This window comes from Streptomyces sp. NBC_01775 (assembly GCF_035917675.1).
In the GTDB taxonomy this organism is placed as follows: domain Bacteria; phylum Actinomycetota; class Actinomycetes; order Streptomycetales; family Streptomycetaceae; genus Streptomyces.
In genome coordinates this window covers 2,912,556-2,937,988 of sequence record NZ_CP109104.1, presented here as the reverse complement: position 1 = coordinate 2,937,988, position 25,433 = coordinate 2,912,556, and the positions used below count along the sequence as shown (strand labels likewise).

Below are 25,433 nucleotides of genomic sequence, written 5' to 3'. Positions count from 1 at the left end.
CGGGGCGGCGGGAGGGGGCGCCGCCCCGGCCGGAACGTCCGTTCTGCCGGTCGTCAGCTGCCGGTGACGTTGACCCCGGTCCAGGCGGCGCCGACCGCCTTGACCTCGGCACTGTCCTTGCCGTACAGGTCGGTTGCCGCCGCGAGCGTGGCGCGGCGCGCGTCGGCGTAGTCGGTGGTGGAGGTCATCTGCTCGGTGAGGGCCTTGAACCAGATCTTCTCGGCCTTCTCGATGCCGATGCCCTCCAGCTTCGAGTCGTCCTTGGTGGGCGAGTTGTACTTCACGCCGTTGACCTCGCGCTCCCCGCTGCCCACGGACAGCAGGAAGAAGAAGTGGTTGGCGATGCCGGAGGAGTAGTGGACGTCCACGTCACCGGCATTGGTGTCCCAGAAGTCCAGCGACTGGCCGTCCTTGCTGGGCTCGTCCATGTAGCGCAGCGGGGTGCCGTCGCCGTTGATGTCGATCTTCTCGCCGACGAGGTAGTCCGGCACGTCCTCCGGGCTGTTGGCCTTGAACTCGACCGCGGCGGCGAAGATGTCGGAGGTGGCCTCGTTCAGACCGCCCGACTCGCCCGCGTACTCCAGGTTCGCGGTGGTCGAGGTGACGCCGTGCGACATCTCGTGCGCCGCGACGTCCAGCGAGGTGAGCGGGTTCTTGTTGCCCTCGCCGTCACCGTAGGTCATGCAGAAGCAGGAGTCGTCCCAGAAGGCGTTGACATAGCTGTCGCCGTAGTGGACCCGGCTGACCGCGCCCTTGCCGTCGCCCGCGATGCCCTCACGGCCGTGGACGTCCTTGTAGTAGTCCCAGGTCTGTCCGGCGCCGTAGTGCGCGTCGACGCCCGCGGTCGCCGGGTCGTTGACGGAGCCGTCGCCCCACTTGTCGTCCTCGTCGGTGAACAGCTCGCCGTCGCCGCTCTCGCCGTTCTTGAGGTTCGTGGTCTTGTTGCCGCCGCGGCCCTCGTCGAGCATCGAGAATTTGCTGCCGGAGCCGGAAGTGCCGATCTCCACCTCGCCGCTGTACTGGCTCTTGCCGGTGCCTTCCTTGATGCCCTGGAACTCGAAGAGCTTCTTGCCGGTCTTGGCGTCGGTGATGACGTGCAGCTGGTTGGGCGCGCCGCTCTTCTGGACGCCGCCGGTCACCGTCTCCCAGGCGAGCTGGGCCTTGCCCTTCGCGGCCCAGACGACCTTGCGGGGTGCCTTGCTGCCCTTGGCCTCGGCGGTGGCGGGCTTGTGGGCCGCCGGTGCCTGCGTGCTGAGGTCGAGCTTCGCGGTGCTGGCCTTGGTGGTGCCGGTGCGCTTGCCCTCGGCGGTCTTGTGGACGACCAGGTCGCCGCCGAGGACGGGCAGTCCGTCGTAGGTGCGCTCGTAGCGGGTGTGGGTGGCGCCGTTCTTGTTCTTGATCACGTCCTTGACGTGGAGTTCTTCCTTCGCGCCGAGGCCCAGGGCACGGGCGTCGGCGGCCTTCGCCGCCTCGGAGTCCGCGGCCTTGACCAGCTTGGTGTGCTGGGCCGCGGTCAGCTTCGCGGGCAGCGCGCCGCTCGCGGAGTTCTCTCCGCCGGGGGCCGCGCCTGCCGTACCCGCGGTGACACCCGCCGCTACGAGTGCCGCCGTGGCGGCGAGGGCGGATATCCGGTGCTTGGTGGTAAGGGTGCTCACTTCGGTGGCTCCTCTGCCGTGGGGACCGGGCGGCATGGGTGGGTAGCCGTCCGGGCAGAACTGAAGTGCGGTGCACTGCGCGGGCGTACGACTGGCGTAAGTTGCCGTACGGATCTCCCGCTCCGTGCGCTGGGAAGACTGCCACTTTCGCTGTGGGCATGTCATCGGGAATGCCGGGCTCCGCCCGCAGGTTGGCCAGATTCTGTTCGTTAGTACGAACTTCGCGCACGCATTACGGACGTGACAGGTCCGGCGGATACACGACATCCAGCAGAGTCCTGACGAACCGCGCCGGATCCTCCAGTCCCGCGGCGCGCAGCGTGTCCGGCCCCTTCGCCAGCAGATGCGGGATCGCCGCGTGCAGGGCGAGCGTGACCACCGCCGCGCGCTCCGGCGTCACCGCGAGCCCGGCGGCGCGCTGCGCCGCCTCGAACACGGGGAAGTCCGAGGCGCCGATCGGATCGAGCACCTCCGAGAGCCAGGGCCTGCGTGCCGCCTCGGCCTGAAGCTCCAGATACGCCAGCAGCCGGGATCTGCCGGGGCCCGCGACGTTCGCCAGCAGCGCGGCCAACAGCGCCTCCAGGCCCGCCCGTTCGGACGGCGGCGGTCCGGCCGCCGCCAGGCGCTCGCCGGTCGCCCGGTACTCCTCCACGCACCGCTGGGCCACCCCGTGCAGCAGCGCGTCGCGGGTGGGGAAGTAGTTCTTCGCCGTTCCCGGCGGCACCCCGGCCGCCGCGTCCACGGCACGGTGCGTCAGCCCCCGACCGCCCGCCTCGGCCAGCACCTCGACGGCGGCGTCCCGCAGACGGTCACGGCGGTCCGGATTCACGCGCTCGTCTCCTCTCGGCGGGCCGGGTCACCCTACCTCCGGCGCTCGCGGCCGACTCGCGGACGGCAGCGACAGCGGACGCCGCACGCGAGGCGATGACCAGCGGGCTTGAGGTCTCCAGCTACGTCTGCGCCGGACTGATGGTGCTGGCGTTCGCGGCCACGCTGTTCCGCGGCGATGGCGTGGACCCTGTCCTGGTCCACCGCGACCTCAAGCCCGCCAACATCATGCTGACCACGGCCGGCCCGCGCCTGCTCGACTTCGGCATCGCGGACCTGGTCGACGGCACCAGGCTCACCCGCACCGGCGCCGGACCGGGGACCCTGACGTACATGGCGCCGGAACAGTTCGGTGAGGAGCGCGTCGGTCCGGCCGCCGACGTGTGGGCGTGGGCCTGCTCACCTCGCAGGGGAGCCCGCAGCACGAGCCGACGCAGGTGGACGCCGTCCGTGAGGAGATCACCCGGGGCTGGCGCACCTGGCCCTCTGACCGCTGCGCCTGGCCCATCGCGCCCGGTCCACCGGGCCTGGACGTCGAGGCGGCGGCCGACGAGCCAGTCCAGGGGAGCCGAGGTCGCCTCGTCCCACCGCTTTGAAAGATCACAAGAGATCGGGACTCGGCAGTAACGGTCCGGAGTAAGTGCGCGCGGAACCCCGGAGTTGCGTATTCACTGCGCATCCAGTGTCGACATCGCGCATCGAGCCGCGAACCCTACAACCAATACACCTAGGCCAGGCTGTCCCGCCAGGCGCTGTGGAGGGCGGCGAAGCGGCCGGTGCCCGCGATGAGTTCGGCGGGGGTGCCGTCCTCGACGATGTGTCCGTCGGCCATCACCAGCACCCGGTCCGCGATCTCCACGGTCGAGAGGCGGTGCGCGATGACCACCGCCGTACGGCCCCGCAGCACCGTGCCCATCGCGTGCTGCACGGCCCGCTCGCCCGGGACGTCCAGCGAGGAGGTGGCCTCGTCCAGGATCAGCACGGAGGGGTCGGCCAGCAGCGCCCGCGCGAAGGACACCAACTGGCGCTGGCCCGCGGAGATGCGGCCACCGCGCTTGCGCACGTCCGTGTCGTAGCCGTCGGGCAGCGCCGCGATGAAGTCATGGGCACCGATGGCCTTGGCGGCGTGCTCGATCTCCGCACGGGTCGCCTCGGGGCGGCCGATCGCGATGTTCTCCGCGACCGTGCCCGAGAACAGGAACGCCTCCTGCGTGACCATGACGACGCCCCGCCGCAGCTCGGCCGTCTCCAGGTCACGCAGATCGGTGCCGTCCAGCAGCACCCGCCCGGTGGTCGGGTCGTAGAAGCGGGCGACCAGCTTGGCCAGCGTGGACTTCCCTGCGCCCGTGGCACCGACCACCGCGACGGTCTGCCCGGCGGGCAGCGTCAGGGCGAAGCGGGGAAGCACCTCGCCGCCCGTACGGTAGGCGAAGTTCACCCCCTCGAAGACGACTTCGCGCCCCGGCAGCCCCTCCCGCCGGGGCGGCAGCGGCTTCGGATGATCCGGCTCGGGCACGGAGGGGACCTGCGCGAGCAGCCCGGCGATCTTCTCCAGCGAGGCGGCGGCCGACTGGTAGGAGTTCAGGAACATCCCCAGCCGGTCGATCGGATCGTAGAGCCTGCGCAGATACAGCGCCGAGGCGGCCAGCACGCCCAGCGCGAGCCCGCCGGAGGCCACCCGGTAGGCGCCCCAGAGCACGAGCGCCGCGAGCGTCACGTTCGCCGCCGTGCGGGAGAGCACCACATAGCGGGCCATCTCCAGGATGGAGTCGCCGTTGACCTTCAGGTGGCGGCCGTTCAGCTCGGCGAAGCGGGCGTCGTTGGCCTGCTCGCGGCGGAAGGACTGCACGGGCCGTATGCCGTTCATGGTCTCCGCGAACTTCACGATGACCTGCGCGATCGCCGTCGACCTGCCGCGGTGGACGCGGAGGGAGCGGCGCTGGAAGTCGCGTACGAGCAGCGCCAGCGGAACGAACGACAGCAGCGCCGCGCCACCCAGACCGGGGTCGAGCCACAGCAGCGTGATCAGGATGTAGACCACCGACAACAGCACGGCCAGCAGCTCCTGGAGCCCCTCGTCCAGCAGCTCGCGCAGGGCCTCGACATCGGTTGTCGAGCGGGATATGAGCCGCCCGGAGGTGTAGCGGTCGTGGAAGTCGACGCTGAGGGCCTGCGCGTGCCGGTAGATGCGCTCCCGCAGCTCCTTGAGGACCCGCTGGTTGACGCGGGCCGCGGCGATGATGAACGCGTGCTGGAGCCAGCCCGAGGCCACGGAGCACACCAGATAGCCGGCGCCCACGACGATCAGCGGCCCGTAGTCGTGCTCGTCGCGCAGCGCCGGCAGCGCGGAGTCGAGGGCGAACGCGACGAGCAGCGGGCCCGCCTGGACGGCCGCCTGCTGGAGCAGCAACAGGACGACGGCGATGGTGACCCTGCGCCGGTGCGGCGCCAGGAGTGAGCCGAGCAGCTTGCGGGAGGCGGCCTTGGGTGCGGGCAGGACGTCCCGGTCGAAGGGGTCGCCGTCCGGGGTGAAGGGGGCGCCGTGCTGGGGCAAGGGGTCGTTGTCGTCCTGGCCGAACGGGGCGTCGTCCGGGGCGGGTTCGTCCGTCTCATCCCGGGTGGGCGAGGGTGTCGGGCCCTCGGCCTGGGATGTGACCCCGGTCTGAGGGGTGGGCCCGGCCTTGGGCGTGGCCCCGGCCTGGGGGGTCCCGGTCTCGCCGGGTTCTTCCGGGCCTCTCCTGCCGGGCACGGTCGAGGTCATGGTCTGCTCCCTTCTGTCTCGGGCGCTCCGCACTCCGGTCCGGGCGCTCCCGACGTGCCGGGCTCCGCCGGCTCGCCCGACATCAAGGCGGCGTACTCGGCGTGGGTGTGGAGCAGTTCGTGGTGGGTGCCGACGGCCGTGACGCGGCCGTCGGACAGCAGCGCGACCCGGTCGGCGAGCATCACGGTCGAGGGACGGTGCGCGACGACCAGCGCCGTGGTGCCGGCCAGCACCTCGCGCAGCGCCGCCTCCACGGCCGCCTCCGTGTGGACGTCGAGCGCCGAGAGCGGGTCGTCGAGCACGAGGAAACGGGGGCGGCCCACGACCGCGCGGGCCAGCGCGAGGCGCTGGCGCTGGCCGCCGGAGAGGCTGAGGCCCTGCTCGCCGACCTGGGTTTCGGCCCCGTGCGGCAGCGCGGCGACGAAGTCCTCCGCCTGGGCGATCCGCAACGCCCGCTCCAGCGCCCCCGGTTCGCCGTCGACGCCCACAGGAGAGCCGAGGTGTCCCATGAGGACGTTCTCGCGCACCGAGGCCGAGAACAGTGTCGGCTCCTCGAAGGCCACCGCCACCCGTGCGCGCAGCTCGGCGCGGGGCAGCGCCGCCGTGTCGGCGCCGTCCAGCAGGACGCGGCCCGCCGTCACCTCGTGCAGCCGGGGCACCAGCGCGGTCAGCGTCGTCTTGCCACTGCCGGTCGCGCCGACCAGCGCCATCGTCTCGCCCGCGCGTATGTGCAGGTCCACGCCGTCGAGCGTGGGCTGCGCGTCCTCGGGCGCGTCCGGATAGCGGAAGACGACCCCCTCGAAGCGCAGCCCGCCCCCGCCTTCGGCGCCCCCGCCTTCCTCTCGCGCTCCCTCCTCGTCCTTTCTCCGTTCCCCGCCCTTCACCCGGTGGGTGTCCGGGGGCACCGGCTCGTCCATGACGTCGAAGAAGCGGTCCGTCGCCGTCGCCGCCTCGTTGCTCATGGCCAGCAGGAAGCCGATCGACTCCACCGGCCAGCGCAGCGCCAGCGCCAGCGAGATGAAGGCCACCAGCGTGCCCGCCGACAGCTCGCCGTCCGCGACCTGCACCGTCCCCAGCACCAGCGCGGCCCCGATGGCCAGCTCGGGCAGCGTCATGATCAGCGCCCAGATGCCCGCGAGCAGCCGCGCCTTGCGCAGTTCGGTGTCCAGCACCCGCCCCGACAGGGCGCGGAAGGCGCGGGCCTGGCTGCGGTTACGGCCGAAGCCCTTGATGATGCGCACGCCGAGGACGGCCTCCTCGATGACCGTCGTCAGGTCGCCCAGCTGGTCCTGCGCGGTGCGGGCAGCCAGCGCGTACCGCGCCTCGAAGAGCGAGCAGACCAGGACCAGCGGTATCACCGGCGCCAGCAGCACCAGCCCCAGCGTCCACTGCTGGAGCAGCAGGATGGCGCAGCCCACCACAATGGTCGTCCCGTTGACCAGGAGGAACGTCAGAGGGAAGGCGAGGAAGAGCCGCAGCAGCTGGAGGTCGGTCGTCGCGCGTGAGAGCAACTGGCCGCTGGCCCAGCGGTCGTGGAAGGAGACCGGGAGCCGTTGCAGCCGCTCGTAGAGCGCGCCGCGCATCGACGCCTCCACCCCCGCGAGCGGGCGCGCCACCAGCCAGCGCCGCAGCCCGAACAGCGCGGCCTCGGCCAGGCCGACCGCCAGCAGCAGCGCGCCGCCCAGCCAGACCCCGCCGGTGTCCCGGTGCGCGACGGGACCGTCCACGATCCACTTGAGGATCAGCGGGATGACCAGCCCGAGGCATGAGGCGAGCACCGCCACGAAGGCCGCCGCGGACAGCCGCACCCGCACCGGGCGCACATAGGGCCACAGCCGCAGGAGCGAGCGGACGGCGGAACGCTCGCCGTGGGCGGCGCTGTTGGGAGTCATCAGCGCGAGAGTACGGTCAGGGACTGACATCCCTCACGTGCTTTTCCCGCCCTCCGCGGCCCGCCGCGCCGGGTTCGCGCCGCGTCCTGGGACCGCCGTCGGCGCGTGGCTGCGGCGGGACGGCGCGCAGGTCGCGGATGGCGGGCACGCCCAGCAGCGCGCAGCTCACGACGATCGCCATGGCTCCCCCGACGAGCAGCACCGTACGGCCCCCGAGCAGCTGCGCCGCCGGGCCCGCCAGCGCCTGGCCCACCGGCATCATGGCCAGCGAACCGGCCACCTCGTAGGCGTGGATACGGTTCAGGATCGGGCCCGGCACCTGGGTCTGCACGCTGGTCGCCCACATGACGCCCCAGAAGCCGAGACCGGCGCCCGAGACGGCGGCGCCCGCCATCATCGCCGCCGTGGACAGGTCCAGGCCGACGGCGGCCGGGAAGCAGCAGCAGCCCAGCATCGCGAAGGCCCCGGCGCGCAGCTGCCGCACGGGGCGGTAGCGCAGCGCGCACAGCCCGCCGAGCGCTGTGCCCGCGCCGAGCGCCGAGTTCACCAGTCCGTACACACCCGCGCCCCGTGACGGGATGATCTCGGAGGCCGTCAGCGGCACCTGCGGACCGGCCACGGTGATCATGTAGACCATCCAGACGACGATGACGCCCCACATCCAGTTCCGCGCCCTGAACTCCCGCCAGCCCTCGGCCAGATCGGCGCGGTAGCTGCCGCGCGCGGTGCGGTGACCGGGCGCGGCGGGTGCCGGCAGCCGTAGCAGGGCCAGACACAGCGCGCTGAGCGCGTACGTTCCGGAGTGCGCCGCGAAGACGCCGCCCGCCGAGAACGCGGCCACCAGCAGACCGGCCAGCGCGGGACCCAGCAGCATGGCGAGCGACTCGGCCGTACGGATCAGCCCGTTGGCGCCCTGCACATCGGTGGCGACCCGGGGGACGGTGCTGGCGACACCCGGCTGGAACAGGCCCGCCGCGATGCCGTTGAGCGCGCCGATCGCGCACACCTGCCACAGCACGATGTGCCCGCTCACGAACAGCCCGGCCAGCACCGCCTGGGTGACCACCCGCACCAAGTCGGCGCCGATCATCAGCGCCCGGGTGTTGAGCCGGTCGCAGAAGACCCCGCCGAAGATGACGAAGCCCGCCAGACAGATCGTCAGCGAGGCGAGCGCCGCGCCGATCGCGCCGGGCCCGTGCCCCTGCTGGAGCAGCCCGGCCGACAGGGCGATGGGCAGCATGGCGTCGCCGAGCTTGGCGACGGCCCGGGCGGCGAAGAAGAGGATGAAGTTGCGTGAGCGCAAGGAGGCCGCTGGAGCGGGGGCAGGGGTCACGTCCGTCGAGTGTGGCGAGGGTGTGCACGCCGGGCCCGGAATTCCACTATGTGAGACGGACTGCCCTGCCGTGTCAGCCTCCGGCGCCCCGGGGCTCCTCGCAGACGCGGAGCACCATCACCGACCGCCCCTGGACGGCCAGTTCGCCGCCCGCCGGATGACGGGCGCTCTCTGCCGGGACAGGGCCTGTGAGGTGCTCGCTCTCGTCCGACGCGGGGTCCACCACCACTTCGCGCGCGGTGTCCACCACGACTTCGTACGCGGCGCCCCACGCGGCATCCGGCAGCCGGAAGGACAGCTCCTCGGGGCCCGCGTGCAGGACGCACAGGAAGCTGTCGTCACGCACCGGCTCGCCCCCGGGGCCGCGCTGGGGGATGTCGCGCCCGGACAGGTACATCCCCAAGGTGGCGCCGGGCGCGTACCAGTCGGCCTCGGTCATCTCCCGCCCGCGTGAGGTGAACCAGGCCAGATCGCGCAGCCCTTCGGCGCCCTGTGCGCGGCCGGAGAAGAACGCCCTGCGCCGCAGCACCGGATGCTCGCGCCGCAGCCGCAGCAGCCGCGAGGTGAGCTCCAGCAGCCCGCGCCAGCGGGGGTGGCCCAGCAGCGACCAGTCGACCCAGCTGACGGGGGAGTCCTGGCAGTAGGCATTGTTGTTGCCGCCCTGGGTGCGGCCCATCTCGTCCCCCGCGACCAGCATGGGCACCCCGGTGGACAGCAGCAGCGTGGTCAGCATGTTGCGCAGCTGCCGCGCGCGCAGGGCCAGCACCCGCTCTTCCTCGCTCTCGCCCTCCGCGCCGCAGTTCCAGGAGCGGTTGTCCCCGGTGCCGTCGCGGTTGCCCTCGCCGTTGGCCTCGTTGCGCTTGTGCTCGTAGCTGACCAGGTCGCGCAGCGTGAACCCGTCGTGCGCCGTGACGAAGTTGACGGAGGCGTAGGGCCGGCGCCCGCCCCAGGCGTACAGATCGCTGGAGCCCGACAGCCGGTATCCGAGGTCGCGTACGTCCGGCAGGGCGCCGCGCCAGAAGTCGCGGACGGTGTCGCGGTAGCGGTCGTTCCATTCGGTCCACAGCGGCGGGAAGGCCCCTACCTGGTAGCCCCCGCTGCCCACGTCCCAGGGCTCCGCGATGAGCTTGACCCGGCGCAGCACCGGATCCTGCGCGATGACGGCCAGGAACGGCGAGAGCATGTCGACGTCGTGCATGGACCGCGCCAGCGCCGCCGCCAGGTCGAAGCGGAAGCCGTCGACGCCCATCTCCTGCACCCAGTAGCGCAGCGAGTCGGTGATCAGCCGCAGCACCTGGGGCTGGACGACGTGCAGGGTGTTACCGCATCCGGTGTAGTCGGTGTAGCGGCGCGTGTCGTGGGGCGGCAGCCGGTAGTAACCCCGGTTGTCGATCCCGCGCAGGGACAGCGTGGGGCCCCGCTCGTCGCCCTCGGCGGTGTGGTTGTAGACGACGTCCAGGAGAACCTCGATCCCCGCCGCGTGCAAAGCGTGCACCATCCGTTTGAACTCGCCCACCTGCTGTCCGCGCGTACCGGATGCCGCGTAGGCGGCGTGCGGCGCGAAGTATCCGATGGAGTTGTAGCCCCAGTAGTTGCGCAGCCCGCGCCGCAGCAGATGGTCCTCGTGCGCGAACTGGTGGACGGGAAGCAGCTCCACGGCGGTCACACCCAGCCGCGTGAGGTGCTCGATCGCCGCCGGATGCCCCAGGCCCGCATAGGTGCCGCGCAGCGCCTCTGGGACGCCGGGGTGCCGGAGGGTGAAGCCGCGCACGTGCAGCTCGTAGATGACCGAGTCGGCCCACGGGGTCTTGGGTCTGCGGTCGTCTCCCCAGTCGTCCTGGTCGTCCACCACCACGCCCTTGGGGACGTACGGCGCCGAGTCCCGCTCGTCGCGCACCGTGTCGGCGACGTGCTGTTGCGGCCAGTCCCGCACATGCCCGTACACCTCGGCGTGCAGCGGGCCCGGGGCCGTGCCCGGGGCGGCACCCGGCCCCGCGAACTCCCCGTCCACGGCGCGCGCGTAGGGGTCCAGCAGCAGCTTGGCGGGGTTCCAGCGGGCGCCCGTCCACGGGTCCCACCGCCCGTGCACGCGGTATCCGTAGCGCTGCCCGGCGGCGACCCCGGGCAGGAAGCCGTGCCAGATCCCGTGCGTCTGCTCGGCCAGCCCGTAGCGGGTCTCCACCTCCTGGTCGTCGAACAGGCACACCTCCACGGCCTCCGCCCCGCCCGCCCACAGCGCGAAGTTGGTCCCGGCGACGCCGCCGGGACCCAGGTGGTATCTGCTGCCGAGCGGCTGAGGGCTGCCGGGCCATACCCGCTCGGCGGGCGCGTACGGGACCCGTCGCGCGGGCGTCCGCCGGCCCGCGGCGGCGCTCCTGGCGGTCGTCATGGGCAGCCCCTGACCCGGCTGCGGAGGGCGGTGCCCGTTGGACCGGATGGGGGCGCGGTGGACGGCCGTTCCCTCGGCCGGTGCCCCCGGTTCGGGTGGATAGGACACGTGACCGCCTCCAGCGGCTCGCGGCTCGGTCGGGCCCGCGCGGCGTGCGGCGTCCCGGCCCGTACCGCGCGACGGCCCTCCCCCGGATCCTTCCCGGATGGGAAACCCGGCTCACACGTGTGATCGAGGTGTCCCCTGCGCGCACGGTTCGTTGTGCCGTTCATCCGGGGGAGCGCACACCGCCGCGGACAGCGCCGTCGCGCACCCCGACGGGCACCGGAGCGGGTCGGACGGAGGGCGGGAGCACGATGGAATCGGACAGGGACGCTGTCACGGGGACGGCAGCGGCGGAGGAACGGGCAACGGCGGCGGAACGGGACCCCGACGTGGGCGCGGCAGCTTCCCGGACCGGCGCCCGCAGCGCGGTCCGCGCCCGTCCCCACGCCCTGACCCGCGCCCGGGCCGGCGCGCGCGTCCTTGCCGCGCGTACCCTCGCCGTGCGTGCCGTGCTGTCGCTCATGGCGGTGGTGTACGCCGTCGTGGCCGCCGGATGCGGCGTCCCGGACGACAGCAGGCCGCCCGAGGACGCCATTCGGGTCACCCCCGACGACGGCTCCCGCGGGGTCCCGGTCCGCAGCGGTGTGGAGGTCTCCGTCGCCGAAGGCACGCTGCGCAGCGTCCGGATGGTCCGCAGGGGCGACGGCGCCGTCCGCACCGTACCGGGCAGGTTCTCCGCCAACAGGCGCAGCTGGCACCCGGCAGCAGCCGCCGGCACCGCCCTGGAACTGGCCGCCAAGTACACCGTGGACGCGGTGGCCGTCGACAGCGACGGGCGCAGGACGGCCCGCCACACCACCTTCACCACCAAGCCCCCGCCGCACCGCTTCATCGGCTTCTTCCGGCCCGAGCACCGCCAGACCGTCGGCACGGCGATGATCGTCTCCCTGGAGTTCAACCGGCCCATCGAGGACCGTGCCGCCGTCGAGCGCGCCGTCCGGGTCTCCGCCGAGCCCCAGGTGCCCATCGCCGCACACTGGTTCGGGCGCTCCCGGCTCGACTTCCGGCCGCGCGACTACTGGCGCCCCGGCACCCGTGTCACCCTCGACCTGCGGCTGCGTGACGTACGCGGCGGGAAGGGCGCCTACGGGGTCCAGCGCAAGACGGTGTGGTTCCGGGTGGGCCGCGACCAGCGCAGCGTCGTCGATGTCGGGCGCCGCACTCTGACGGTCCACCGGAAGGGCCGTGCCGCCCAGCGGCTGCCGGTGACGGCCGGGACGCGCAAGAACCCGACGTACAACGGCAAGATGGTGATCAGCGAGAAGTATCCGGTGACCCGGATGAACGGCGACACCGTGGGCTTCGGCGGTGAGTACGACATCGACGACGTGCCGCACGCGATGCGCCTGACCCGCAGCGGCACCTTCCTGCACGGCAACTACTGGGCCTCGTCGCGCGTCTTCGGCAAGAAGAACACCAGCCACGGCTGTGTCGGCCTGAAGGACAAGCGCGGCGGCAGCGCCCGCTCCCCGGCGGGCCGCTTCTTCCGCCGCTCCCTCGTCGGCGACCTGGTCACCGTGCGTGGCTCGCACGACAAGACCGTCGCGGCCAGTAACGGCCTCGGCGGCTGGAACATGACGTGGGAGCGGTGGCGGTCCGGTTCCGCATTGAACTGATCACTCCCGGCTGTCCGGTGTGCAACTTCGGACTGGCGGGCGACTTCGGACATCCCCGGTACCTTCCGTTTCAGGATCTTCCGCCGTCTTCACGCGGTTCGGTCTGTTCCTGGCGGTCTGCCGCGGCGCGTCCAAAGGGCCGTCCCACCTCCTCTTTCCCTCCTCAAAACTGCGACCGAACGGTGACCTGCGCAGGAAGTTCGTTGTCACCGGGGTGTGGTTATCTAACAGGGCATACGCGTGTCGATTCCAGGGACCGGTGTGCGTTCGGGGGCGCTGCAAAAGCGCGGCCTTGCGAGGGGACGAGGGATGGGGCCGTCTTGGATCTGAAAACCATGGCCAAGGACAAACTGAAGCTGGACGCTGTCCGAGGGGACAGCCGCGCCCAGATCATCGGCGGCTCGGCCGTCGGGCTGGTGGTCCTGCTGGTCGTGCTGCTGCTTGTACTGACCACCTGCGGGGGAGGGGGTGGCGGCTCGGACGCCCGCGCGAACGGCAAGGGCGGCGGTGGCGGCGGCTCCGGCAAGGAGGCGTCCAAGGCCGTGGTGAAGATCGCGCCCAAGGACGGTGCCGACGAGGTGGCCACCTCCGGTGCGCTGCGGGTCTCGGCGGCCGAGGGCAAGCTCGCCGAAGTGAAGGTCAAGGACAGCAAGGACGCCGAGGTCAAGGGCAGGATCACCGATGGCGGCACCGCCTGGAAGCCCGCCACGCACCTCGCGGCCGGCACGAAGTACACCGTGGACGCGATAGCGAAGGACTCCGAAGGCCGTGAGTCCGCCAAGCACGCGACGTTCACCACGTTCGTCCCCAAGGACACCTTCGTCGGCTACTTCACGCCGGAGAACGGCGACAAGGTCGGCGCCGGGATGCCCGTCTCGATCAACTTCAACCGGCCGATCGCCCACCGCGAGGAGGTCGAGAAGGCGATATCCGTCTCCGCCGACCCCGAGGCGGAGGTCGAGGGCCACTGGTTCGGCGCCCAGCGCCTGGACTTCCGCCCCAAGGAGTACTGGAAGGCCGGCACGAAGGTCTCCGTCGATCTCAACCTGAGCGGCGTCGAGGGTGCCAACGGGGTGTACGGGAAGCAGCGCAAGACGGTGAAGTTCACCGTCGGGCGCCAGCAGGTCAGCGTCGTCGACGCGAAGAAGAAGACGATGACCGTGACCCGTGACGGCAAGAAGATCAAGACGATTCCGATCACCTCCGGCAGCCCGTCGAACCCCACGTACAACGGCAAGATGGTCATCAGCGAGAAGCATCCGGTGACGCGGATGAACGGCGACACGGTCGGCTTCGGCGGTGAGTACGACATCAAGGATGTGCCGCACGCCATGCGGCTGAGCACCTCGGGCACCTTCATCCACGGCAACTACTGGATGGCGCGCTCCCAGTTCGGCCAGGTCAACGGAAGCCACGGCTGTGTGGGCCTGTTCGACCTGCGCGGCGGCGGCAACAACGGCTCGCCCGGCGCGTGGTTCTTCAACAACTCGATGGTCGGCGACGTGGTCGAGGTCAAGAACTCCCAGGACGCCACCATCCAGCCCGACAACGGCCTCAACGGCTGGAACATGGACTGGCCGAAGTGGAAGGCGCCCCAGTAGGCGCTCCCCCTCCCGGCTGAGAGCGGGAGGGACGTTCGGACGCGGGCCCGGTGCTGTGAGGAACAGCACCGGGCCCGCGCCGCGTAACGGCCGTTAACCTTCCCCTCATGACTGCTGACACGGAACACGGCGCGGACCCCGCCGCGCGGGACGCGCACGAGCACAGCCCGAGGACCGCACGTCTGGAGGTCGCGGACGGCGTGGCCACCCTCCGGCTGGACCGCCCCAAGATGAACGCCCTCGACATCGCCACCCAGGATCTGGTGCGGGAACTGGCCGAGGAGGCCACGCGGCGCGACGACGTACGGGCCGTGGTCGTCTACGGCGGCGAGAAGGTGTTCGCCGCCGGGGCCGACATCAAGGAGATGCGCGAGATGGACCACGCCGGGATGGTCGTGCGCTCCCGGGCCCTCCAGGAGGCGTTCACGGCCGTCGCGCGCATTCCCAAGCCTGTCGTCGCCGCCGTCACCGGCTACGCGCTGGGCGGGGGCTGCGAGCTGGCGCTGTGCGCCGACTTCCGGATCGCGGGCCGGGGCGCCAAGTTGGGCCAGCCCGAGATCCTGCTCGGGCTGATCCCCGGCGCCGGCGGCACCCAGCGGCTGTCCCGGCTGGTCGGCCCGTCCAAGGCCAAGGACCTGATCTTCACCGGGCGCCAGGTGGACGCCGACGAGGCGCACACGATCGGCCTGGTGGACCGGGTCGTCCCGGACGCGGAGGTCTACGAGCAGGCACACGCGTGGGCGGCCCGTCTCGCGCGCGGCCCCGCGCTCGCGCTGCGTGCCGCGAAGGAGTCGGTCGACTTCGGTCTGGAGACGGACATCGAAACGGGCCTGGCGATCGAACGGAACTGGTTCGCCGGCCTGTTCGCGACCGAGGACCGCGAGACCGGGATGCGCAGCTTCGTGGAGGAGGGTCCGGGCAAGGCGAGGTTCCGCTAGCCACCGGGCGGCCCCGCCATCAGGGGGTGAAGGGTCCCAGCAGTCCACGCATCTTCTGGACAACTGCCCGAATGGGTGGGGTGGCTGGGGGTGGCGCGCCATGCTCCCGCTCTGCGCCCCGCCTAGTGGGGGACCGAGCTTCTGCCGGTCCGTTCCCCAATTCGAGTACGGTTGTGGCGCGTTGTGATCACTTGCGTACGCGATGTTATGCCTGGTCAGGTGGCGCACATGCCCCGCCGGGCAGGCTTCGGGCGGCCCTCGTGACCGCCCGGAGCGGGGACTTCCCCCGCTCCCGATCCCGCGGAACCGTCCCCAGGGCCTTTCGCCTGCCGCCATGATGGGGGCCATGGCGGGTCAGGGAGATGTGGCGAGCGTGACCGAACGGGTGCCGGAAGACCCAGGGGAGCCGTTGGCGGAAAGTGAACCGTTGGCCCGGCTTCTCGACCGGACCGGCGATCCGACCGTGCGCGAGGTCCCCCTGCCGAACCTTCCCGAGTCCGCGCGCCTGTCCCGCCACCTCACCCGCTCCGTCCTCCAACTGCGCTGGGCCCTCCCGGCCCACCTCACCGAGCACGCCGTACTGCTGGTCTCCGAGCTGGTCGGCAACGCGGTACGCCACACCGGCGCGCACACCATCGGCCTCCGCATGCTGCGGCGCACCGGCTGGATCCGCGTCGAGGTGCGCGACCCCTCGCGCGGTCTGCCCTGTCTGCTGCCGGTGGGCGAGCTGGACACCAGTGGCCGGGGTCTCTTCCTCGTCGACACCCTCTCCGACCGCTGGGGCGTCGACCTGCTGCCGCGCGGCAAGACGACGTGGTTCGAGATGCGTTTCACGGACTGAACCGGGGCGCACCGCTGTCACCGGCCCCGCGTACGCTCGCGTGCATGAACCTGAGCACCGCCTTGTGGTCCTTCGCGCTGGTCGGGGGGCTGCTGACCATCACCCCCGGGCTGGATACCGCGCTCATCCTGCGCACGGCCGCGGTCGGCCGGCGCCGCCGCGCCCGGGGCGTGACGTTCGGTATACAGTCCGGCATCCTGCTGTGGGGCGCCCTCACCTCCGCGGGGATCACCGCCGTGCTGACGGCCTCGCAGCTCGCCTACGAGATCCTGCGCTGGGCGGGCGCGGCGTACCTGCTGTGGATGGGGGCCCGGATGCTCGCCGAGACCTTCCGCCGCAAGCGCGCGGGCGAGCCCGCCGCGTCCCCGGAGCTGAGCGCGGGCCCCGACACCCTCCTGGGCGGCTGGCGGCAAGGCGCACTCACCAACCTCCTGAACCCCAAGATCGGCGTCTTCTACGTCGCCGTCCTGCCCCAGTTCATCCCAGCGGGAGCGCCGCACTTCGCGACGGGACTCCTGCTGACGGTCATCCACATAGCCATAGGCATCGTCTGGTCGACGCTGCTGATCGCCTGCGCCAAGGCCGTACGCGGCTGGCTGCGCAAGCCCTCCGCCAGGCAGCTCCTCGACCGTGTCACCGGCACCGTCATCGTCGGCTTCGGCCTCCACCTCGCGCTGAGCGAGTGAGCGGGGTGCCGCATCTGGAGCCGGGGCGGGTTCCGGAGCCCGAGCGGGTCCCCGAGCCTGAGCCGGTCCCCGAGTCCGAGCCGGTCCCCGAGTCCGAGCCGGGCGCCGCTGGGTGGCTGGACCCGGGGCTGTGCGGCAGCTGGTCGAGCGCCCCCTTCGACGGCGGCGCGATGGAGACCAGCGGGCTGGTCCTCCGCCCGGACGGCACGGGCTGGAGCACTCTGGAGAACGCGGCGGGCGCCGACACCGTCACCCGCTTCCGCTGGAGCTGCCCCCGTCCTGGGCTTCTCGTTCTGGACGAGGAGTCGTTCGGCGAGGCGGGCGGCTCACCGAAGCCTTCCTCCGGGACGGTGCGGACCGGATACCGGTTCCTGGCGGAGGTCTTGGGGGAGCGCGGGGACGGCGGGGAGCGTGGCGACGGCTGGGCCGAGGTGAGCGACTGGGACGGTCAGGACGAGAGGGGCGGCCGGGGCAGTCGGGGCGCTGGGAGTCCCGTGAGCGGCCAGGGTGGCCGGGTCGCGGTGGAATTCGGGCAGCCTGTCGAGTTCAGCAGCCGATACGTCCGTGAGAGCGATGGTCCGCACGGGAGCTTGCCCGTATAACGTGCCTATGAGGCTCGATGTGCTGGGCGGGTGCGGGGCGTGGCCGACGGCCGAGCGAGGGTGCTCCGGGTACGTCGTCGAAAGCGACGGCTTCCGGCTGCTGCTGGACCCCGGCTATGCGACGCTGCCCCGGCTGTGGGAGCGCGAGGACGGGGTCTACGGCATCGACGCCGTGCTGGTCAGCCACGGCCACCCCGACCACTGCGCCGACCTCAGCCCGCTGCTGCGGGCCCGGGGGCTGGGCGAGCGCCGGTGCGAGGCGCTGCCCGTCTACGCGCCGGTCGGCTCGCTGGACGTCGTCCTCGCGCTGGACCGCGCCGGGATGCTGGCCGAGGCGTATGAGCTGCACGAGTTCGGCCCGGGACAGCGGTTCGGTATCGGCCCGTTCACCGTCGACACGTGGCTGCTGCCGCACTTCGTGCCCAACGCGGGCATCCGGCTCACGACAGGTGGCACCGTACTGGCGTACACCGGCGACACGGGCCCCAGCGGCGACATCGAGCGGCTGGCCCGCGGCGCGGACCTGCTGCTGTCCGAGGCGACGTACCCCCACGAAGTGCCGCGCGCCGACGCGGACTTCCTGCTCAGTGCCCGACTGGCCGGCCAGTACGCGACCCGCGCCGGCGTGGGCCGGCTGCTCCTCACCCACCTGTGGCCCGGCACGGACGAGGAAGTCGCGACGGCTGCGGCGTCCGCCGCCTATGAGGGCCCGGTGGAGGTGGCCGTGCCGGGGCTGCGATGGGAGGGGTGAGCGGGCAGCACACGCCGCTATCCGTACCGGGCGCCGCTGTTCCAACCCTCGGGAATTGCGTCAGCGCAAGGTGGCCCTGGCTGGGTCGGCTCACATGGAACTCGTCTCCGGCGTGGACCAGCTGCGTCCGGAGGGCGCGATGTTCGACGCGATGCTGAGGGGCTGGCGGGCAGGTCACGACCACCGCTGACCATCCCCACCGCACCGTCGCGGACCCGATCGGCCTGATCACGGACCTCGTCGTCGACATCGAGAAGGCACTCGACACTGACACGATCCAGGTGGTGGTCACTGCGGTCGTCGGTGGCCACGCGAAGTCGCGACACCTGGCCAAGGCCCTGGCGATACGGCCCGCCGTCCTGACCGACGGCCGGTCCCCGGCACCCCGGGCCATCGGTGATCTGCTCATCGAGCTCCGCAAAGCCGGCGCCTCGGTGATCGCGGCGCCGGTCTGCGCCGAGTGCGGCAAGCAGCTGCGAACCCGCCGCGCTTTACCGTATCCAGTCCACATCCACGAACCAGGAGCATCGACATGAGATTCGACAACCACCGTGTCGTCATCACCGCCGCCGGCCGCGACTTCGGGCGAACCCTGGCACTCCAGCTCGCAGACCTCGGTGCGGAGATCTTTCTCTCCGCACGCAGCATCGCTGCCGCAGAGCGTGTCCGCGACGAGATTCGGGACCGAGGGCATCATCAGGTCCATGCCTTCGCCTGCGACTTGACGGACTCCGCCTCGATCCGCGACTTCGCCGCCGGCGTCGCTTCGCATACCGATCACATCGACTTGCTGGTCAACAACGGCTCGCGCTACCTCGAAGGGGCAGACCTCCTGTCAGCCTCCGACTCCGATGTCATCGACACCATCGCGTCCGGCGCCACCGGCACCGTTCTGACGGTGAAGAACTTCCTCCCTCTTCTGCTTAACTCGGACAAGCCGGACGTGGTGACCATGGTCTCGGCCTGCGGGACGGCCGGCCATCAGCGCTCGGACGCGCACGACGCCTTCTATGCGGCCAAGAGTGCCCAGGCAGGGTTCGCCGAGATCCTCTCCAAGCGTCTGCGGCCCCAAGGAGTTCGGGTGATCTCGCTCTACCCGCCCGACTTCGACAACACCGACCCGCTCTCCGAGGAGTGGGAGAACACACCCCGAGGGGCCAAGGACGCCCTCACTGCCCAGTCGCTCGTGGAGTGCGTCCTCTTCGCTGTCGCTCAGCCTCGGGACTGCTTCATCAAGGCGTTCCACTTCGAACAGGTCTGACTGATCCCTCGCAGGTTCGCACGCGGCTGATGCCAGTTCCGGAGTGACATATGAGCCCGCATGGCGGGCATTCGGGCAGTTCCAATACCCGACTCCACGATTACCCCCAGCAACGGGGAGCACGGCCGTGACAACCGCTCCCCCCGTTATCTTCTTCGCGGTCCTGCAATGGGGCCGCTGGCCTCCGGGCCCGGTGTGACTGTTGCCCCCTGTCGAAGTCGATGACCTGGGGGGTGGTGTCGCCGGGCCCGGCAGGTGTCGTCGGAGACGCTGATGAGAGGACTGAACGCCGTCTGGCCTGGTGCAACGCCGGGCCCGTCGCAGGCGGCAGGTCTGCATAACGTGGATGCGCGAGTACGACACCGATGCCCGGGCCGGCACCGTCGGCGTCGGCTCCGTGCTCCTCCTCGCGGAGCACCTCGGTCTCGGGGTGCTCGTCCAGGTCGTCGCAGAGCCTGCGCCATTCCGCCTCGTACTCATTCAGTTCCACCATCAGGCAGCGCTTCCAACTTCGTGATCGCCAATGACTGCTGGACGGTACCGCCCCACACCGACAGCCGCGGTCCGGCGGTCCGAGGGCAGGCCGGGGTTCCACACCGGTGCGCGGCGGGTGCACCTGCCGGAGAGGCACGGCAGGTGGCGTGGCGTATACGACCGGCCGTCGATGTGGGCCGTCGACCGCCATGTGTAACACCTGTGCCGGGTGGCACACGGTGGGCGTGAACTCCTGCGGTCGCCGTCCGGACTGCAAGGCCCGAATATGGATGAGAGCATCAAAACGGACGTATGGAAGTGTGGAGGAATCATGCCTGCTGGGTCGAACTCCAAGCGCGAGCGGCAGTACGAGCACATCAAGAAGGGTGCGCAGCAGCAGGGCGCTTCCACCGGCCGGGCCAAGGAGATGGCGGCCCGTACGGTGAACAAGGAGCGGGCCCAGGCCGGGGAGGCCAAGCGCGCGAGCCGCACCTCGGTCCGCGACAAGGCGGCCCCCAAGCGTGGCGGCCAGCACTCCCACACCGGATCACAGGGCGGCCCCACCCGCGACCAGCTCTACAACGAGGCCCGTCAGCGGGGCGTCCAGGGTCGCTCGCAGATGAACAAGAGGCAGTTGCAGCGCGCCCTCGGCCGCTGACCCCGGATCTGCCGCCGTCGGCTCGGCAGTCGGCCTTTTCGGCCGCCGGCCCGGCCTCTCAGCAGCCGGCCCCGCAGCGGCCGGCCTCTCAGTAGCCGATTTCCAGGCCGAGTTCGGCCAGTGCCGTGGTGACGGGCATGTAGAGGGACGTGCCGCCGCTCGCGCAGTCCCCGTCGGCGGCGAGCGGCACCCCGACGGCCGCGTTCCCGGAGACGGCCGGGCCCCCGGACTCGCCGGGCTCGGCGCACAGGTCCGTCTGGAAGAGGCCGTCGACGGTGCCCTCGGGGAAGCTCACCGAGATGTCGACGGCCAGGACGGTGCCGCAGTGCCAGCCGTTGGCCTGGCCCGCGCCGCACACCTGCATGCCGACGGCAGGGTCCGCCGCGCGCTCGACGCGCAGCGGACCGCTGTCGGTGCTGACCTCGCTGGGGTAGCTGAGATCCGGGTTGGTGTAGTGGATCACCGAGTATCCGGACGGGCCGTGCGAGGCGGCCGTCACGCCGGCCGGCACCTGCCGCTGAGGATCGGCGAACCACTGGGTTTCCTCCTGGCCGCCGCAGTGCCCCGGCAGGATCCCGTAGAACTCGCCGCCTCCGGACGCGTTGAAGCCGACGGTGCAGGGGAGGCCGTCCGCGGTGTAGAGGGAGTCGCCGCCCCGCACCGCCGTGACCGCCCGGCCGTCGGGGGAGGCGGGTGCGGCGGCGTTCGCGACACCGCCCAGCAGCGCGAAGGCGCCGGTCACCAGTGCGCACAGGGTGGTGAGGAGAACGGTGCGGACGACACGGATCTCACGTACGGCGCTCACGGCGGCTCCTGCGGGTTCGACGGGCGACATCGGTGACCGGGCGACGCGCTGAACGCTGAGGGCGGCCGGAGACGACAGCGGCCGGGGCCCTGGCCGAGTGCGGATGCCGCTCATTGTGCTGGAGACCCGCCCTCGGCGTAAGACGGCGGTGCCGGAGGTCATACGACGGCCGGTTATGAACCGAGTGTTCGGTCTTTATCAGGTTGAGATGATGCCCGGGACGACGTCCCGGTCCGCGAGGCCGGACAGGAAGGGAGCGCCATGAGGACGGTCGATCCGGCCAAACACCGGGCGCGGCGGCAGCACATCGTGAACGCCGCGACAGGGCTGTTCGCCACGAAGGGCTTCGAGCGCACCACCACCGCCGAGATCTGCAAGGCGGCCGGTATCAGCGCGGGCAACCTCTTTCACTACTTCCCCAACAAGCGGGCGATCTTCCTCGCCGTCTTCGAGGAGGACGCCGAGAAGGCCGAACGGCTGGCGCGGGCGCAATCCGGTGACGACCCGTGGGCAGCCCTGCTGGAGACCGTGGATGTCCTCGCCGCACCGGCGATGGAGCCGCCGACCCCGCACCTCGTCATGGAGGCGATGGTCCAGGCGTATCGCGACCCCGGGCTCGATGCGCTGCTGAGCCGGGACAGCGCTGATGAGCACGCCGCGATCGCCGCGCTGCTCACGAAGGCGGCTGCGGCCGGCCAGATCGATCCCGACCTGGATCCGGACGGCACCGCGTCATGGGTCCTGGCCTTGATCGCCTCGCTCTACACCAGTGCGGCCACCGACTCGTCGTTCAAACCGGCCGAGCAGCTTCCCACCCTCCACCTCATCCTGCGCCGGTTCCTGCGCGGCGAACGGCACGATCCGCGCGATCGGAGCACTGCCCGGGGGAGTCGCCAGACCCCGGCCCCGGCTCCGGCCCCAGCCCCGGCCCCGGCCCCGGCTTCGGATCCGGCTGCCGGAAGCGACGGACACTAGCGGTCCGGGCTCCAGCCGGCGCGGACGTCGTCCCAGTCGCCGGTGTCCCCAAGGTCGCCGTGCCACTGGCCGAGCCGTCTGACGGCGGTCGCCACGTCGTGGAGCCAGAGGGTCGCGTCCGGCACCCATCCGGCGAGCACCGTCCAGCCGTCCAGGACGGGGCTGGCCCGGCCGCACGCGGCGAGGTAGCCGCCGACGGTGACATGCACTCCGTCGTAGTGCTCCGCCACGGCCTCCCAGTCGGGCAGGTACCAGGGCCCGTCCTCGTCCGCCCATGTGCGCCACTCGCCGTCGTGGGTGCCCGTCACGTCGCGGGGAAAGCGGACGACGAGGTCCTGCCAGTCCAGCGGGCCGTGGATCTCGGCCACCCGTGCCCGTGCGCCGATCGCGATGCTGCCCACCGTCGCCGTCGACTCCCCGAACGGAGCGAAGGTGTCGATGAAGTGGCCGAGCTCGATGGTCGGCAGATCCTCGCGCGGCCCCGTTGTCCAGGTGTTCTGGGCGAAGTCCGGCGCCGACCACCAGATCGCCCCGATGTTCCGCTCGCCCTTCCGGGGGCGGCGCTTGAGGCCCCGCGCGTTCTCGGCCCGCTCCCGCGCCATGTCCTGCCGTACGGCGTCCTCGATGCCGGTCAGCTCCGGGCCGTCCCCCGACCACACGAGCTGACGCTGGTCCGCCCGCTGGACCGGCTCCCACCAGCGGGAGGCCGCCGTCGACCCGGCCAGCGCGGTGGCGACCGGCCGCAGTTCCTCCGCCGCGACCGCGCTCAGGCCCCACACCGCCTCGTCGCTGCCCATGAACCCGAACGTCGAGGATTCCGAGGCCAGTTCGGTCAAGGCATCGGACTCGGTCAGCTCGCCGATCCGGTGCCACTCGCCCTCAAAGACCGCGGCTCGCACGGCCCCGCGCACCTCGGCGGCCGGTACCTGGTGCCACTCGCGGCGCTTGCGCCGCCGCACCAGGGAGGCCCGCCCCGTGCCCGAGGTACTCGTGGCCCAGAACGCGGTTCCCGGGACATCGCCCAGCCCCAGGGACTCGAACAGCGTGTGTTCCAGAAGGGGGCTGACGAAAGCGCCCAGGAGCTGCCGCCCCAGCGGGCCGCCCAGCAGGAGGTCCGCCCGCTCGTCCGGACCGGGCGGCGTGGGTGACGGGGGCGGCGTGCGCTCGGACGGCGTGCGCTCGGGCCGCGTGGGCTGCCGGGGGGTCGGGTCCATGACGGGATGGTAGGGAGCCGAACGGCGCCGGGGCGAAGGGGTTTCCCGCGAGCGCCCTGCCAAGGCCCCGCGCGGGCCGTCAGCTGCCGCGGACTGTCACAGCTGCCGGAGGTGATCGCGCAGGGTGCGGGCGACCTGCGACATGAGGGCTTCGGCGCCGGGCTGGATGCCGGCCGGAACCAGCGACTCCGTGAGGACGGCGACGGCGAAGGCCTGGCCGTCGGAGTGCTCGACGACGCCGATCTCGTGGCGGAGGTTGAGGAGCGTGCCGGTCTTGGAGGACCACGTCGTGGCGTCGGAGCTGAAGTCCGGGGTGAGCCGGTGCCGCAGCAGGTTGTTCGCCATGAGTTCGCGTACGCGCCCGGCCACGTCGGGGTGGATCGCCGAGGGCGTCCACAGGGCCTGGAGCAGCTCGGCGTAGGCGCGTGCGCTGCCGGTGTTGGCGCGGGTGGTGTCGAGCTGGGGGACCCGGTGCCCGCGCCCGCTGGTGCCGGAGTCGATGGCGAGGGCGTGCGCGAGATGTGCCTGTGCGGCGTCGAAGCGCTCCACCGGCGTCTCGGTCAGCTCGCGCATGCCGTGCCGGACGGTGAGGCCACGGAGCCCGAGTTCCTGGAGGATGCGGGCGACCTGGGCGGGCGGGGTGAGCTCGAACAGCGCGTCGGCGGCCGTTCCGTCGCTCACACAGGTGCTCAGGTAGAGCAGGTCGTCGAGCGCGATTCGCGCGGGGTGCCGGAAGCGGCTCAGCCCGGTCGGGCCGGGCGTGGTGATCCGGCCGGGCTCCACGTCGAGCACCGTCGCTCCGTCGAGTTCGCCGCGCCGGACGCGCTCCACGGTTGCCAGCGCGAGCGGGACCTTGACCAGGGAAGCGGCGGGCAGCTGGGTGTCCGGGTCGATCCCCAGCTCGTCCCCGGTGTGGAGGTCCCGTACGAGAAGACAGCCGTGCAGGCCGCCGTCGCGCAGCTGCCCGCGCATGTCGTGCAGCAGTGCCTCGGTGCTCACGCCGCCATCCCGCCTCCCGCGCCCGCGCCGCCTCCTGTGCCCGTCCCGCCCCCAGTACCCGTCCCGCCCCCAGCGCCCGTCCCGCCCCCAGCGCCCGTGCCGTCCTCAGCGCCCGGCGGGACGCCCGGGCCTGTCCCGTCCCCGGCGCCCGGCCGGACGTCCGCGCCCAGGCAGCGGGCGATGGCGTCGCCCAGGCGCGCTTCGACGTGCCGGGGGTTGCCGTCAGCGGCGGCGGCCAGGGCGTAACCCCGGCTGAGGGCGATCTCACCGAGGGGCCGCCACTTCAGCGCGAGCTCCTCGGCCTGCGCGGGGGAGCACAGCAACAGATCGCGGGTGCACAGGACTTCGGCCGCGGCCGACGTCAGATCGCTCGCGGCGACGAGCTGTGCGGGCCGCAGCCCGACCGCGTCGCGCAGCCGTGTCAACGGGTCGCGGATGTGCGGTACGTCGTCCTCCGGCTGGATCCAGATACGCCGGGCCGGGCCCGGGGAGGCCCGTCCGAGCCGCAGCGTCTCCAGGTGGACGCGCTTCATGGCGGGGGCCTGGACCCCGGCCAGCCCCAGCGGCACGGTCCACCTGGCCTCGTCCAGGGGCACCGCGAGCAGGGCGGCGCGCGCCTGCCGTGCGTGGAGCAGCTCCGTGCGCCGTGCCGGGGACGCGACGTGGAGATCGAGCGTGACGCCGCTCCCGCGTGCCTCGGCGACCAGGCGGGCGAGAGCGGCCGTGGAGCAGACACCGGGCACCGCGAGCCGCCACGGCTTGCGCTTGGCGGCCTCCGCCTCGTGCAGCAGCACGTCGGCGGCCTGCACGAGTTGCCGGGCCGCCGGCAGCAGGTCGCGGCCGAAGGGGGTGAGAACGGCCCGCCGCGAGGTGCGCTCGAACAGCGGCTCACCGAAGCGCTCCTCCAGCGCCGCGACGCGACGGCTGGCCACCGACTGCGACATCCGGGCGGCGGCTGCCCCCACCGTGAAACCGCCGCGCTCGCTCACGCTGACGAACGCCCGGCACACTCCCACCAGATCCACACCCGCACTCTATGCGGGATGAGC

23 protein-coding genes are annotated in these 25,433 nt (G+C 71.9%); 13 read left to right on the top strand and 10 right to left on the bottom strand.

Features of this window, described 5'->3' with window-relative positions:
• Nucleotides 1-53: 53 nt before the first annotated feature.
• Together OHB04_RS13040 and OHB04_RS13035 are read right to left on the bottom strand one after the other, a co-directional pair.
• On the bottom strand, nucleotides 54-1,691 hold the full coding sequence (locus OHB04_RS13040) for a M4 family metallopeptidase (RefSeq protein ID WP_442814830.1): 1,638 nt from the start codon (nucleotides 1,689-1,691) through the stop codon (nucleotides 54-56).
• A gap of 196 nt (nucleotides 1,692-1,887) precedes the next feature.
• On the bottom strand, nucleotides 1,888-2,484 hold the full coding sequence (locus OHB04_RS13035) for a TetR/AcrR family transcriptional regulator (RefSeq protein ID WP_326687848.1): 597 nt from the start codon (nucleotides 2,482-2,484) through the stop codon (nucleotides 1,888-1,890).
• Between the two features lie 95 nt (nucleotides 2,485-2,579).
• On the opposite strand from OHB04_RS13035, the gene OHB04_RS13030 reads away from it, so the two are divergent.
• A complete protein-coding gene (locus tag OHB04_RS13030; protein WP_326807487.1) occupies nucleotides 2,580-3,110 on the top strand; it encodes a protein kinase domain-containing protein in 531 nt (176 codons plus the stop codon).
• A 100-nt stretch (nucleotides 3,111-3,210) separates the two neighbouring features.
• Here the strand turns inward: OHB04_RS13030 and OHB04_RS13025 are convergent, their stop codons facing one another.
• The 4 genes from OHB04_RS13025 to glgX all read right to left on the bottom strand — a co-directional run bounded on the left by OHB04_RS13025 (nucleotide 3,211) and on the right by glgX (nucleotide 10,858).
• Entirely contained in the window at nucleotides 3,211-5,244 is a 2,034-nt protein-coding gene (locus tag OHB04_RS13025; RefSeq protein WP_326687846.1) for an ABC transporter ATP-binding protein, read from the bottom strand.
• A complete protein-coding gene (locus OHB04_RS13020) occupies nucleotides 5,241-7,136 on the bottom strand; it encodes an ABC transporter ATP-binding protein (protein ID WP_326807486.1) in 1,896 nt (631 codons plus the stop codon). Before OHB04_RS13020 ends, OHB04_RS13025 begins: the two co-directional genes overlap by 4 nt.
• Before the next feature lie 16 nt (nucleotides 7,137-7,152).
• Nucleotides 7,153-8,469 carry an MFS transporter gene (locus tag OHB04_RS13015; RefSeq protein ID WP_326807485.1) on the bottom strand — a complete coding sequence of 439 codons (1,317 nt, stop codon included), beginning with the start codon at nucleotides 8,467-8,469 and terminating at the stop codon, nucleotides 7,153-7,155.
• Nucleotides 8,470-8,542: 73 nt separating this feature from the next.
• Nucleotides 8,543-10,858 (bottom strand): glycogen debranching protein GlgX, encoded by a 2,316-nt coding sequence (gene glgX, locus OHB04_RS13010; protein ID WP_326687843.1) that lies wholly within the window; start codon nucleotides 10,856-10,858, stop codon nucleotides 8,543-8,545.
• Between the two features lie 566 nt (nucleotides 10,859-11,424).
• Between glgX and OHB04_RS13005 the strand changes: the two genes are divergently transcribed.
• The 11 genes from OHB04_RS13005 to OHB04_RS12955 all read left to right on the top strand — a co-directional run bounded on the left by OHB04_RS13005 (nucleotide 11,425) and on the right by OHB04_RS12955 (nucleotide 20,391).
• Nucleotides 11,425-12,579, top strand: a complete 1,155-nt coding sequence (locus tag OHB04_RS13005; protein WP_326692712.1) for a L,D-transpeptidase — start codon at nucleotides 11,425-11,427, stop codon at nucleotides 12,577-12,579.
• Nucleotides 12,580-12,899: 320 nt separating this feature from the next.
• The gene (locus OHB04_RS13000; RefSeq protein ID WP_326687842.1) at nucleotides 12,900-14,180 is read left to right on the top strand and encodes a L,D-transpeptidase; all 1,281 of its coding nucleotides are present in this window, start codon (nucleotides 12,900-12,902) and stop codon (nucleotides 14,178-14,180) included.
• A gap of 107 nt (nucleotides 14,181-14,287) precedes the next feature.
• On the top strand, nucleotides 14,288-15,118 hold the full coding sequence (locus OHB04_RS12995) for an enoyl-CoA hydratase/isomerase family protein (RefSeq protein WP_326687841.1): 831 nt from the start codon (nucleotides 14,288-14,290) through the stop codon (nucleotides 15,116-15,118).
• 346 nt (nucleotides 15,119-15,464) lie between these two features.
• Entirely contained in the window at nucleotides 15,465-15,959 is a 495-nt protein-coding gene (locus OHB04_RS12990) for an ATP-binding protein (protein WP_405805652.1), read from the top strand.
• 44 nt (nucleotides 15,960-16,003) lie between these two features.
• A complete protein-coding gene (locus OHB04_RS12985; protein WP_326687840.1) occupies nucleotides 16,004-16,645 on the top strand; it encodes a LysE family translocator in 642 nt (213 codons plus the stop codon).
• Nucleotides 16,642-17,247 carry a hypothetical protein gene (locus tag OHB04_RS12980; protein ID WP_326807484.1) on the top strand — a complete coding sequence of 202 codons (606 nt, stop codon included), beginning with the start codon at nucleotides 16,642-16,644 and terminating at the stop codon, nucleotides 17,245-17,247. The genes OHB04_RS12985 and OHB04_RS12980 overlap by 4 nt, the downstream gene beginning before the upstream one ends.
• 7 nt (nucleotides 17,248-17,254) lie before the next feature.
• Nucleotides 17,255-17,998, top strand: coding sequence for an MBL fold metallo-hydrolase (locus OHB04_RS12975; RefSeq protein WP_326687838.1), 744 nt, complete (start codon nucleotides 17,255-17,257; stop codon nucleotides 17,996-17,998).
• A gap of 55 nt (nucleotides 17,999-18,053) precedes the next feature.
• Entirely contained in the window at nucleotides 18,054-18,188 is a 135-nt protein-coding gene (locus OHB04_RS12970) for a hypothetical protein (protein WP_326807483.1), read from the top strand.
• Between the two features lie 342 nt (nucleotides 18,189-18,530).
• Nucleotides 18,531-19,259, top strand: a complete 729-nt coding sequence (locus tag OHB04_RS12965) for an SDR family oxidoreductase (RefSeq protein ID WP_326687836.1) — start codon at nucleotides 18,531-18,533, stop codon at nucleotides 19,257-19,259.
• Between the two features lie 346 nt (nucleotides 19,260-19,605).
• Nucleotides 19,606-19,776 (top strand): hypothetical protein, encoded by a 171-nt coding sequence (locus tag OHB04_RS12960; protein ID WP_326807482.1) that lies wholly within the window; start codon nucleotides 19,606-19,608, stop codon nucleotides 19,774-19,776.
• 288 nt (nucleotides 19,777-20,064) lie between these two features.
• Entirely contained in the window at nucleotides 20,065-20,391 is a 327-nt protein-coding gene (locus OHB04_RS12955) for a plasmid stabilization protein (protein ID WP_326687834.1), read from the top strand.
• Nucleotides 20,392-20,479: 88 nt separating this feature from the next.
• On the opposite strand, the gene OHB04_RS12950 is transcribed toward OHB04_RS12955, so the two are convergent.
• Nucleotides 20,480-21,196 (bottom strand): S1 family peptidase, encoded by a 717-nt coding sequence (locus OHB04_RS12950; RefSeq protein WP_326687833.1) that lies wholly within the window; start codon nucleotides 21,194-21,196, stop codon nucleotides 20,480-20,482.
• A 261-nt stretch (nucleotides 21,197-21,457) separates the two neighbouring features.
• Here OHB04_RS12950 and OHB04_RS12945 point away from each other — a divergent pair, with 261 nt between their 5' ends.
• The gene (locus OHB04_RS12945) at nucleotides 21,458-22,171 is read left to right on the top strand and encodes a TetR/AcrR family transcriptional regulator (protein ID WP_326807481.1); all 714 of its coding nucleotides are present in this window, start codon (nucleotides 21,458-21,460) and stop codon (nucleotides 22,169-22,171) included.
• Here OHB04_RS12945 and OHB04_RS12940 read toward each other — a convergent pair.
• From OHB04_RS12940 to OHB04_RS12930, 3 genes are all read right to left on the bottom strand, one after another.
• Nucleotides 22,168-23,385: a hypothetical protein gene (locus OHB04_RS12940; RefSeq protein WP_326807480.1), complete on the bottom strand. Its 1,218-nt coding sequence runs from the start codon at nucleotides 23,383-23,385 to the stop codon at nucleotides 22,168-22,170. The genes OHB04_RS12945 and OHB04_RS12940 overlap by 4 nt on opposite strands.
• A 96-nt stretch (nucleotides 23,386-23,481) precedes the next feature.
• Entirely contained in the window at nucleotides 23,482-24,384 is a 903-nt protein-coding gene (locus OHB04_RS12935; protein WP_326687830.1) for a serine hydrolase, read from the bottom strand.
• Nucleotides 24,381-25,409 (bottom strand): LysR family transcriptional regulator, encoded by a 1,029-nt coding sequence (locus OHB04_RS12930; RefSeq protein ID WP_326807479.1) that lies wholly within the window; start codon nucleotides 25,407-25,409, stop codon nucleotides 24,381-24,383. The genes OHB04_RS12935 and OHB04_RS12930 overlap by 4 nt, the downstream gene beginning before the upstream one ends.
• Nucleotides 25,410-25,433 lie beyond the last annotated feature (24 nt).